This is a genomic window from Variovorax nitratireducens (assembly GCF_051216545.1).
Lineage (GTDB): Bacteria > Pseudomonadota > Gammaproteobacteria > Burkholderiales > Burkholderiaceae_C > Variovorax.
Map to the genome: position 1 here is coordinate 1 of NZ_JBPJZO010000024.1, position 10,524 is coordinate 10,524.

Annotated in this window: 9 protein-coding genes and 3 pseudogenes; 9 read left to right on the forward strand and 3 right to left on the reverse strand. The window is 62.4% G+C overall.

Features of this window, described 5'->3' with window-relative positions; translation table 11 throughout:
- Positions 1–117: 117 nt before the first annotated feature.
- The 5 genes and pseudogenes from ACSFA8_RS26975 to ACSFA8_RS26995 all read left to right on the forward strand — a co-directional run.
- Positions 118–492: pseudogene (locus ACSFA8_RS26975) on the forward strand (transposase); the annotation flags it as partial.
- 101 nt (positions 493–593) lie between these two features.
- On the forward strand, positions 594–743 hold the full coding sequence (locus tag ACSFA8_RS26980) for a hypothetical protein (protein WP_435482530.1): 150 nt from the start codon (positions 594–596) through the stop codon (positions 741–743).
- A 425-nt stretch (positions 744–1,168) separates the two neighbouring features.
- Positions 1,169–3,100 carry an Ig-like domain-containing protein gene (locus ACSFA8_RS26985; protein ID WP_435482531.1) on the forward strand — a complete coding sequence of 644 codons (1,932 nt, stop codon included), beginning with the start codon at positions 1,169–1,171 and terminating at the stop codon, positions 3,098–3,100.
- 25 nt (positions 3,101–3,125) lie between these two features.
- Positions 3,126–3,464 (forward strand): annotated as a pseudogene (locus ACSFA8_RS26990) (GlcG/HbpS family heme-binding protein); the annotation flags it as partial.
- Complete coding sequence (locus tag ACSFA8_RS26995) at positions 3,461–4,150, forward strand: ankyrin repeat domain-containing protein (RefSeq protein ID WP_435482532.1); 690 nt, start codon at positions 3,461–3,463, stop codon at positions 4,148–4,150. The pseudogene ACSFA8_RS26990 and the gene ACSFA8_RS26995, both read left to right, overlap by 4 nt.
- 320 nt (positions 4,151–4,470) lie before the next feature.
- On the opposite strand, the gene ACSFA8_RS27000 is transcribed toward ACSFA8_RS26995, so the two are convergent.
- On the reverse strand, positions 4,471–5,661 hold the full coding sequence (locus ACSFA8_RS27000) for a mandelate racemase/muconate lactonizing enzyme family protein (protein WP_435482533.1): 1,191 nt from the start codon (positions 5,659–5,661) through the stop codon (positions 4,471–4,473).
- A 343-nt stretch (positions 5,662–6,004) separates the two neighbouring features.
- Here ACSFA8_RS27000 and ACSFA8_RS27005 point away from each other — a divergent pair.
- Positions 6,005–6,436 (forward strand): annotated as a pseudogene (locus tag ACSFA8_RS27005) (IS66 family transposase); the annotation flags it as partial.
- On the opposite strand, the gene ACSFA8_RS27010 reads toward ACSFA8_RS27005, so the two are convergent.
- On the reverse strand, positions 6,387–7,007 hold the full coding sequence (locus ACSFA8_RS27010; protein WP_435482534.1) for a hypothetical protein: 621 nt from the start codon (positions 7,005–7,007) through the stop codon (positions 6,387–6,389). The pseudogene ACSFA8_RS27005 and the gene ACSFA8_RS27010 overlap by 50 nt on opposite strands.
- A gap of 198 nt (positions 7,008–7,205) precedes the next feature.
- On the reverse strand, positions 7,206–8,921 hold the full coding sequence (locus tag ACSFA8_RS27015) for a phage integrase family protein (protein WP_435482535.1): 1,716 nt from the start codon (positions 8,919–8,921) through the stop codon (positions 7,206–7,208).
- 451 nt (positions 8,922–9,372) lie between these two features.
- Between ACSFA8_RS27015 and ACSFA8_RS27020 the strand changes: the two genes are divergently transcribed.
- From ACSFA8_RS27020 to ACSFA8_RS27030, 3 genes are all read left to right on the forward strand, one after another.
- Positions 9,373–9,672, forward strand: a complete 300-nt coding sequence (locus ACSFA8_RS27020; protein WP_435482536.1) for a YlcI/YnfO family protein — start codon at positions 9,373–9,375, stop codon at positions 9,670–9,672.
- Positions 9,669–9,980, forward strand: coding sequence for a type II toxin-antitoxin system RelE/ParE family toxin (locus tag ACSFA8_RS27025; RefSeq protein ID WP_435482537.1), 312 nt, complete (start codon positions 9,669–9,671; stop codon positions 9,978–9,980). The genes ACSFA8_RS27020 and ACSFA8_RS27025 overlap by 4 nt, the downstream gene beginning before the upstream one ends.
- 222 nt (positions 9,981–10,202) lie before the next feature.
- A complete protein-coding gene (locus tag ACSFA8_RS27030; RefSeq protein WP_435482538.1) occupies positions 10,203–10,445 on the forward strand; it encodes a hypothetical protein in 243 nt (80 codons plus the stop codon).
- Positions 10,446–10,524 lie beyond the last annotated feature (79 nt).

Below are 10,524 nucleotides of genomic sequence, written 5' to 3' on the forward strand. Positions count from 1 at the left end.
GAGGGCTTCTACAACCGCGTGCGCATGCACACGGCCATCGGATACCTTGCCCCTGTCGAAAGGGAACGCAGCCTCCTGGCTGCGTGACTTGGTGTACGTGGAAACGAGGCAGGGTCATTCCTGTCGTTCCTGCGCGAGATCGACGCCGCCGTGCCCGCCGAGTTGGACGTGCACTGCATCGTCGACAACTACGCCACGCACAGCCACCCGAAGGTCAAAGCCTGGCTGGCAAGTCGGCCGCGCTGGCACATGCATTTCATCCCGACCTACAGTTCCTGGCTCAATCAGGTCGAACGCTTCTTCGCGCTGATCACCGACAAGGCAATCCGTCGTGGCTCGTTCACCAGCGTCAGGCAACTCGTCCAACGCATCCACCAGTTCGTCACGCACCACAACACGAACTCCCAGCCGTTTCGCTGGACCGCTACCGCTGACTCGATCCTGGAGAAACTGCATCGACTTTGCTCACGTATCAGCGGGACAGGACACTAGCGAATGCACTGAATACAGTGTTTTGCACTGTCTATCGTCTTCGGCACCTCGACTCCCAAATGAGACTAGGTGATGCTTTTTACATGCTTGGACATGACGGCATGCTGCTGTTTGAACGTGACCGGCAACTCGACATGCGAGCCTTGCTCTTTCATGTCGAGACGGGTGAAGAGATCATGAGCCTGAACCGCGCTGGCGTGGTGAAAGCGGGGCACGGAGGCGGAGGCGTGCTTTTGGGGGCGTGGACTTGAACCTTTCGAGGGCTCAAGTCCAAGGGCGAGCCCTACCAGCAATCTTGGTGGTGGTGGCGATGACCAAGGTGGGTTGTGCCGGCTCCTGTGACAGACCTCGAGAACGCGCGCCCTCCGTGATTTTGTTCATACGCACCGGCCACATTGGGCCTTCAGATGCTGGCGCCGCACACCTGACCCTGACGGCGTCGCAGTGGCGTCTTCGAAGCGCCCGCCGGTCACCGGAACCAGTCGGGCAATGATCGGCCGAAGGAGCCGAGGCCCCATTCCCCTAATTGCGACACGCCCAAAAAGACTTCAGGCGGGCGTTTACATATTGTGACAATGGGCTAAGTCGAAGCTCATTGTCAGTTCGCGTCTAGCTTCGTCGGCAAAGCAACTCAGACCAAAGCTGCGCCATCACAACAACAACGATTGGACAAACGATGCAGACGATTCTCGGTCTCAAGTTTCTGCGCTACGCAAAAAACGTTGCGCTTGCCGGGCTCGTCTCTTTAAGCGCCTGCGGTGGAGGTGGGGGCGGTGGGATCCCGGCGGTCTTCCCCAGTCTGCCTGCTGCGCCGACCTTGCGCTCTGTGGAGGTCAGCCCGGCCAATTCGACTATTGCATCAGGCACTTCGATTCAACTTGCGGCCACTGCGATCTATAGCGACAACACCCACGCCGATGTCACATCGCGTGTCACCTGGACTTCAGCCACCCCAACGGTGGCGACGGTAGACCAGGCTACTGCAGCAGCGCGCGGCGTCGCGCCAGGCACCGCCTTGATAATGGCCAGTCTTGACGGCCAAAGTGGCAGCGCGAACGTGAAGGTGATCGCGGCCACAGTCGTCAGCATCGCGATCACGCCCGGCACATCCGACATCGTCGTAGGCACCACGGCAGCGTTCATCGCAACCGCGACGTTCACCGACAATTCCACGCAGAACATCACCAACGACGTCGTCTGGACCTCCTCCAGTCCTGTGGTTGCGGCGGTAAGTGCATCCGGTATTGCGTCAGGCATTGCGCCCGGCAAGGTCACCGTGACGGCGACCTGTGCTGCGGTAAATCTGTGTCCGGCGGCGCAGACCACCACCGCCACGTTGAATGTGAGCGCAGCAACCCTGCTGTCGATCGCGCTGACCCCTGCGACTCCCAGCATCGCGCTTGGCACCACGCAACAGTTTTCAGCCGTTGGCACGTACAACAACCAGACGACACAGGATCTCACGACGCAAGTGGGCTGGTTGTCCGGCACCCCTTCGGTCGCAAGCATCGATGTCCTTGGCCTGGCGACTTCAGTTAGCGCAGGTTCGACGAGTATCACTGCCAGCTTTGGCTCTGTGACGTCCTCTGCAGTGGCATTGATCGTCACCCCGGCGACGCTGGTTTCCATGGTTGTCACGCCGGCTACGTCCACAGTCTTGAGCGGTAGTACTCGGCAATTCGCTGCCACTGGGACGTACACGGACGGGTCAACGCAAGACATCACCTCGATCGCGACTTGGGCGTCTGTTCAGCCCGCTGTGGCGACCATCAGCAACGCTTCGGGCACAAACGGACTGGCCACGGGCGTTGCAGCAATCGGCAGCACGACGATCACCGCCTCTGTCGGAACCGTGAGCGCGGATGCGACGCTGCAGATTCAGCAACAGGCGGTTTTCAGTGTTGCAGGCGCTACTACTTGGACAGTTCCTGCCGGAGTCGCGTCCGTGCGTATCGAGGCAACCGGCGCTGGCGGTGGTGGTGGCACCTTCGCAGGGGGCAATGGCGGGCGGGTGACAACAACTCTCATCGTCAACGGCGGCGACGTGTTGAACCTGTTTGTTGGCGGCGGCGGTGCTGGCGGCACGTACACGGGCGGCGGCGGTGGGGCAACCAGCGTCAACGCAGGTGCAGTGAACCAGATCATCGCGGGTGCGGGCGGGGGGTCTGGCTACGGCATCGGTGGGGACGGCACCGGTGGCGACGGCGGAGGCAATGGCACCGCCGCTGGCTCAAAGGGCGGTCACACATCTGGTGGCCTTGGGGGAAATGGCGGTGTAGGCGGAGCCGGAGGCACCACCAGGAGCGGAGCGCCGGGCACCGCAGGCGGCAATGGCAACGGCGGTGCCGGGGGCGCTGGTGGCCAACGCGATGTCGGCGGAATTGGATCAGGTACAGGCAATGGCGGCGCGGGCGGCACTTCCGCGGCGGGTGGCGGCGGCGGGGGTGGCTACGGGGGTGGCGGCGGCGGGGGCAGCGGCTCGTCCGATGACGGCGGTGGCGGCGGCGGCGGCAGCGTTGGTCCGACCGGTGCGGTGTATTCGGTGGCCGCCAACAAAGGCGCTATTCGGACCGCAGGGGGCGGCGGCTCGATCACGATCGACTATTGATCTGTTTCAACTGTGAGGCACGCCATACGCGGTGGACGCGACGGTCGGCGACCGCGCAGGCGGCATACGGTCCGTGCAATGGGCTTACAACGCAGGCCCGCATACCCGGCCAGCTACGATAAGGCGTTCACCTCGGCTTCGGCCAAGAGCAACACGCAAGCCATGATGGAAGGCGTCCATAAGAATCCCGCGGCGGCAAACCTCGTGCATATCCCCGGCTTCCTGCTGCCCGGCGGCGGAGTTTCCGATCAAGATTGGCAACGAAACGATCGGTGCTAGCGGCGTGGGCTGCGCACCGGGTGGGCACCTCGACGAGCAATGCGCAATCGCCGCGCTCGACAAGTTCAAGGATCTACTCAAGTGAAGCTCGCACGCACCCTCATCATCGCTGCTGCGTTCGCATGCAGCGCGGCTAGCCTGCACGCGCAGGTCGGTCCGACGACGGTTGAAGCCGCCAGGTATGAGGGTCTGCACGCCGCTGCATATCGCGGCGATGTGGCGCAGATTGAGAGACTCGTTGCAACGAAGATGGACCTGAACGTCCGGGACGCTGCTGGCCGCACGCCCGTGCACGTTGCCGCCTTCGCGCGCCAGCTCGGGGTCATCAGCGCGCTCGCCAAAGCCGGCGCCAACCTCGAATTGCTGGAGAACGATCGCTACGACGCTGTGACGATTGCCTCGGTCGCAAACGACGAGGAAATGCTGCGGCTACTTTTGTCGCTTGGCGCCAGTGCGAAGCTCATCACCAGCCGATACGACGGCACCGCTCTCATTGCTGCGGCGCATCTGGGACACGACGGCGTGGTGCGCCAGCTGATTGCCGCCGGCGCACCGCTGGATCACGTAAATAACTTGCACTGGACGGCTGTGATCGAGTCCATCGTGCTGGGCGATGGCGGCCCGCGCCACCAAGCAACGCTGAAGGCGCTGATCGAAGCAAATGCCAGTTTGCAGATCAAGGACGGGCAGGGACGTTCCCCGCTAGAACTGGCAAGGTCGCGTGGCTATGCCGAGATGGTAAAGATCCTGACCGCAGCGGCAAGGAAATAATCTGCCCCTTGGTGATGTGGACGTTTCGGGACGCGAACGAAGGCTCAACTCTCGGTTGGTGCAAGATGTCTCAAAGAACGAAATTACTCGCCGCCTGAATCGCTCCGCCGGACTGCGCGTAGCAATTTGCATTTGATCCGGTGGATAGAAAGCACCCCGGGCCGATACTGCAGATATTGGGATCTTTTTCGCTTCGCAGCGAGGCCTCCAAGCTTCAACGGCCTTGCGTGCTCATACTGGTCGCGTCCTTCGCCCGCATCGAAGTGGCCGACGCACAGAACCGATGGTGGGCAGAGCGTTAGAAGCTCTTCCAGTTGCTGTTAAATGGAAGCGAGATTGGACTGCGTGGCAACGCGATGGGGCTCGAGCGCGGACCAATCGAATTGCACGCCAATGCCTGGGACGTCCGGGGCTACTGCGCGATGACGCTCGATCACGAGGGGGCGCAATGTGTATTCGTCGATCGGAAAGCTGTGGATCTCCAACCATCCGGCGTTCGACTGCGCGGACAGCAGGCTCACGTGAAGTTCCTGCATTCCATGGGAGCACACCGGAATGCCGTGCAGCCTGGCCCGCCTGGCAACTTCCAGCCAACCGGTGATGCCGCCACAGTTGGACGCATCGGGCTGAATGAAAGATAGCGAGGCCAGCTCGAACGCAAGGTCGAAGTCGCGAAGAGTGTGCAGATTTTCACCCATGGCCAACCGCATGCCTGAGGCAGCAGCGAGCCGTGCGTAACCCTGATAGTTGTCCGGAAGAATCGGCTCTTCGAACCACAGAAGATCGAACTGCTCAAGCTCACTGCAGGCTACCAACGCCTGCGCCTCGCTCATTGCGTAGTTCGCGTCGACCATCAACTTTCGGTGCGGGCCGATGAGCTGACGAACCGCTCGGACGCGCTCAATGTCTTCTGCGAGATTGTCCCGTCCGATCTTGATTTTGACGGCGTTTACACCCGTCGCGAGATAGCCTCTGACGTTGGACAGGAGTTTCTCCAACGGAAACAGCAAATCGATGCCGCCACAATAGGCGTCGCAGGTATTGCTGGCTCCTCCGACAAGCTTCCAAAGTGGTATGCCGGCGGTCGTTCCGCGAATATCCCACAGAGCGATGTCGATCGCGGAAATGGCAAACGATGCGATTCCTCCGCGGCCGACGTAGTGCACATGCCACTGCATTGCGTCGTGCACACCTTCCACCTCGTCGCCGTTGCGGCCTGTAATGGCCGGCACCAGGTCATGGTCGATCATCGCCTTGATGGCGTGGCCGCCTTTTCCCCCGGTGTAGGTATACCCCGTACCGACGCGCCCGTCGGCGAGAGTCACAGTCGCAGTTACCAACTCGAAGTGCGTATGTGCGCCATGCTTGGCGTCTGTCAGGACCTCCGCCAGCGGAATGCTGAAGAGGGAGCAGGTCGCCGTTCTAATATCGCTCATAGCGTTCACCAGTTTGTCGGGGATTTTTCCGATCTTGCGCTGATCTGACCGCGGTTTCCCTGATGTTTTAGTCAATATTGATTTCCTGTCGTTGACGTGCGGACGACGTGAGGCTTCGCCACGATTTTTTTGTCGCGGGCGCCGCAAAGCATGTTTTGGGGAACGTAGAGCGGACGGTACGCTGCGACGCCGGGAAGCAAGAAGCAGTTATGTTCAGCGCTGCTGGCCAAGGCATCAGAACCGTTCGCGCCCCCTGAAAGCGGGAGCAGAGGAGGGCGCCCCATCCCCTGACAACCTGACACCCCTGGCAGACCTCTTCCCCGGCCTGCAGGAGGTGTCCCATTCCGTTCTTCGCGCCATCTTCCGCGCGGCTGCCGCGCTGTCTTTCTTGCTGGCCGACCAGACCGAGCCTCATGGTTGGCGCGGCACACTGGTTTGCGACGACTTCAGTGGCTACAAGGCATGCTTCGAGCTCGGCGTCACCGAGGCGGGTTGACTGGCGCATGCGAGGCGCAAGTTCCACGAACTCTGGGCCAATCACGGCAGCCAGGTTGGCGAGCAGGCGCTGAAGTTCTTCGGCGAGCTCTACGCCGTCGAACGCGAGGTCGCTGGGTTGATGCCTGAGGAGCGAAGGCGAATACGACAGGAGAGATCGCGCAGCGTGGCCACTGCGCTGCAGCAATGGCTCGCGGGGCAACGGATGAGGGTGCCGGATGGCTCGGCCACGGCCAGGGCGATCGGGTCTGCCCCGGCAGCGCGTCGGCGAGGCCGGCGTCATCACGCTGCTGTAGACGCGCGTATCAACCGTTGCAAGCCCAGCCGTTCAAAGCCGGCCGGGCGGGCGCGGTGAGCTGCCGCGTTGACGTCTTGGTCTTGCCTTTGATGCGCGTCGTTGAGATGTACTGGCCGGTCAGGAGGTTGGTGCTGCTGCGCTCCTGTTCGCCGGTCTCGTAGTCCTCGGAGCGGGTATCCTCGCCAATGAGCTGAAGGTCGTGGATCTCCGCGGTGTAGCGGAAGCGCATGGTCGCGCTACCCCATCGACGCGCGTCCGCCGTCTCGACCATCTCAACAAGCAGAGATCCGCGCTGGATGACCATGTTGTAGAACTTGCTCGGATGGCAGAACTCCCCGGACACCGACAGAACGCGGTAGCCTCCGTCAGGTGCGCCGGCAAGCACCACCAGTCTTTCCTCAATGTTGGTGTCGTCACGATTGCTGCCCCTGAACAGCATCGCGACATCAGCGATGCCATCGCCGTTCAGGTCGCCCTCGGCTTGGGCCCAGACGAAGTCAAGATGGCGCAACGCGGGCTGCATCTGCGCGAACGCCTGACGGGGGTCGGGGCGTTCCGCGGCGGAGAGCGGCACGGCCAGAACGCACAGCAAAGAGGCAAAGAACCAAGGGCAGGCAGGCACGGTCACTTCTCCAGTGGCTGCAGTTTATGTGTTTATGTAGCTCCTCGGCCTGAGCTTCCGTGCAACGCCCGGTCAGCTGCGCCCCGCTGGTGGCGTCGTCCGTTGCTGGACTTCAAGGTGACTTTGCCGGACGCCTACGGTGGTGCGCCCTGAGCCACTCGAACACTCGACCTACGGAGTAAGACCCCGTACGTATCGCCGTTCTCATGGCTTGGCTTGAAAAGCCCCCTCCATCTGCCGAGCCCGTTTCACCTCGTCCCCGTGCAGATAGATCGAGGTGGTCTGTATGGACGCATGCCGCAGGTTGTCCCGCACGGTAGTGAGCTCCGCCCCCCTGGCCAGCGCATGCGTCGCATGCGTATGCCGCATCCAGTGCGGACTGGCTTTCTTGAGCTTGTCCGCGGCCGCCGGGTTTTCATCCGCAATGACCTCGGCCACATGCAGGAAGAACCGTTTCATGACGGCCCATAGCCTGGCCGCACCGATCCCTGATTTGCTGCCCATGCTGGCCTGATCGCCGTCGATGCTCGCGACCAGCGCTGTGCCTGGCTCCCAGCGCGAGGGCGTCACCGGCAGCTGCCGCTGCACCAGATAGCGGTCCAGTGCGCCACGGGCCATGGAGGGCAGTGCCACCTTGGCATGCCGATCTCCCTTGCCCCGCAGGTGCAGCCAGGTGTCGCCATGCCCATCCGCCTCGATCTGGCCCAGCGTCGCCCCCACGAGTTCGCTGATGCGCAGCCCGGTGGCATAGGCAAAGTCCAGCACGAAGCGCAAGCGCTGGGCCGCGCGGGCCTCCCAGCCATAGCTCCATTCAAGCCCCTCGGCAACTGACTGCACCGTCGCCCATTCGCTTTCGCTGAAGACCCGCATCACCGCCTGACCCTGCGTCCGGTCCGCTCCCCGCACCTTGAGCCCCGCAAACGGATTGGCCAGCGAATACCTTTGCTGGATCAGCCACCGGAAGAGGGCGCCAACGACAGACAGGGCGTAGGCCACCGATCGCGCCGCCAGATCTCCCGTGAACGGTTTCCAGTCGCTGGCTGTGCGCGGCCGCGCCGGCCCAACCCAGCGCGATCGGGGTGAGGGCCGTCGCAAGAAGGCCCGGTAGGCCACCGCATCCTCGGCGGTGAGCGAAGACAGCGCCCGCCCGCGTTCAAGTACTGCCCAGAGGATCAGGCGCTCCGCCTCCTTGCGATACGCCCGCTGCGTCGCCGCCGACTCGTGCATCGACAGCCAGGCATTGACAGCCTCGTAGTCATTGCGCGCCGAGAGCGTGCAAGTCCTCACAGGCCCGCGGAAGGCACCACGCGACCCATCCACCTCCGCCGGCACGATCAGCTGCTCGAGTGGTACCACATCGCCGCGGGCGTCGAGGCGCACGAGCGCCCGGGCTCTTTCCGTGAGCGCTGGATGCGCATCGAAGAACGCCTCAATATGCCGGGCACCCGAGGCCCCCAGCCCGGGAACGGCAGCCCACCAGCGGCGCCGGCGCGGCACGCGCACGGTCAAATCGGCCAGAGTGCGAATGCCATGGGCGCGCAATGCATGCACCGAGCGGGCAGCCAGCCAGCCATCGATGTCATCGGTGACCTGAGGGGAGGGCAAGGGCAACGACGCCAGCGTCTCGACCGCGTCGGCCACCTTGCGAGCATTCTTCACCCGCTCGGCAAGGGGCAGCTCGAAGAGACGCGCCAGGTCAGATCGCTGGCGAACCCGTGCGAGCTGCGCCAGATCCTTGCGAATTGCCGTGATCACCAACCGGGAGGATTTGCCAGGCTTGCGGCTGCCTTCGAGGTACTGGTCGACCGCCTCGCGCGAACTGAGCCCGGCATGCCAGGCGCGCAGGCAGGCGAGGGCGGCGGGCTGGGGGAGGCCTTCGGGACTGCGCTTGCGGGTGGTCTTGGGCGAGGCACTTTTCACAAACGCAGTTTAGCGTCTGAATATCGCTATTGTGATAAGAAAGATTATCGCAATAGCTGTTTTATGTGGCTCGCGCTGGCGGGCGCACCTACGAAACGATGGAGCAGGCCGTCGAAGAGCTCTTCGCCAGTGGGAGCGTGACGCCGATGTGCAAAGCGATGGCCAGGATCGACGGCATCGGGCGCAAGAAGTGCGGGCGGTCTTCGAGCGGATACTGGCGAACTCCCGGCCCTGGCGATCACCGGCAAGATCGCCAGCGCGCGGACCGCGCGGCACTTGGGGCGTCCCTGGCTGCCGGCGCCCGTTAGCGGATCGGACGCGGTCAGGGTGACCGGCGATGGCGCCAGGTTGATGGGGCAGTCGGTCCACCGACCCACTCGCAGTTCGTCGCTGGGGTACGTAGAAGCGTAGTCCGATTGCTTCGCATAGCAATTGCATTACAATGGTCTCCATGAAAACTGCCCAGTTGCCTCCCGTTCGCGTCGAGCCTTCGGTGCGTGAAGAAATCGAGAGCGTGCTACGCCAGGGGGAGACGCTATCGCAGTTCGTCGAGAAGGCCGCAGTCCAGGCCGCGCAGCGCCGCAAATCGCAGCAGGAGTTTCTCGAACGTGGTCGCGCTTCATTGAAACGTGCCAAAAAGAGCGGTGAGTACTACTCGGCCAAAGACGCACTCGATGCGATGCAAGCGCGACTCGATGCAAGGATTGTTCAGCTTGCGCGAGAAAAGCGCGGCGCAGTTTCGCGATCGTGACGTATACGGTCGCGCTGACGCTTGAGGCCCTTGAGGATCTACTGCGTCTGGAGGACTTCCTCATTGAGGCGGCGCTGCAGCATGGGGATTTCGATCTACCGCGCCGCGCAGTTGCAGCGATCCGCGCAGAGTTCCGAATTCTGGAGACCAATCCTTTTACTTGCCGCATTGCTGAAGAGGATCGACTCGAGCGCGAATTGATCATTCCATTCGGAGCGTCGGGGTATGTAGCTCTGTTTCGAATCATCAGCGACCGGGAGGTGGCGGTTGCTGCGATCCGCCACCAGCGCGAGGATGATTACCACTGACGGGGAATGGGGCGTAAAGGGGCAAAGGCGGATCGTGCCTGCTACCCCACCAACCCTGACAAGCGGCACCCACAGCGACATAGCGCTGGCTACGATCATGGGGCAAACATGGGTCACCTGCCGAGCTTGGTGCTACTAAACGCCCCCTCGATCTGCCTGGCCCATTTAACCTCATCGACGCGGAGATAGATCGAAGTCGTCTGGATCGAGGAGTGATGCAGGTTGTCCCTGACGGTAATCCTGATCGGCGTGGCGTTCGCGCTGGCAGCCACCATTGGCTACACCATCTTCATGTACAAGGTTTTCTGGGGACTGGAGGGCAATTTCAGGCGTCTTCCCCGCGGGGAACGCTGCCTCGCATTCGATCGATCCTTCCACTTCTTGGACAGGGCAATAACGAATTTTCGCTTCACCGGCTTTAGCTTAGCTAGGGAACATCTGATCAAGAGCACGTTTCTTGCATGAAGGACTGAACCTGCAAAGGAGCACGAGCGATGAGCCAGATCAGTTTTGCGGATGCCGAGCAAGCTGGCAAGAGGAAGAA

What these genes read in the sequence shown, in the direction of transcription:
- ACSFA8_RS26980 (WP_435482530.1), top strand. Translation starts at nt 594, where the DNA reads ATGCTGCTGTTTGAACGTGACCGGCAACTCGACATGCGAGCCTTGCTC.
- ACSFA8_RS26985 (WP_435482531.1), top strand. Translation starts at nt 1,169, where the DNA reads ATGCAGACGATTCTCGGTCTCAAGTTTCTGCGCTACGCAAAAAACGTT.
- ACSFA8_RS27020 (WP_435482536.1), top strand. Translation starts at nt 9,373, where the DNA reads ATGAAAACTGCCCAGTTGCCTCCCGTTCGCGTCGAGCCTTCGGTGCGT.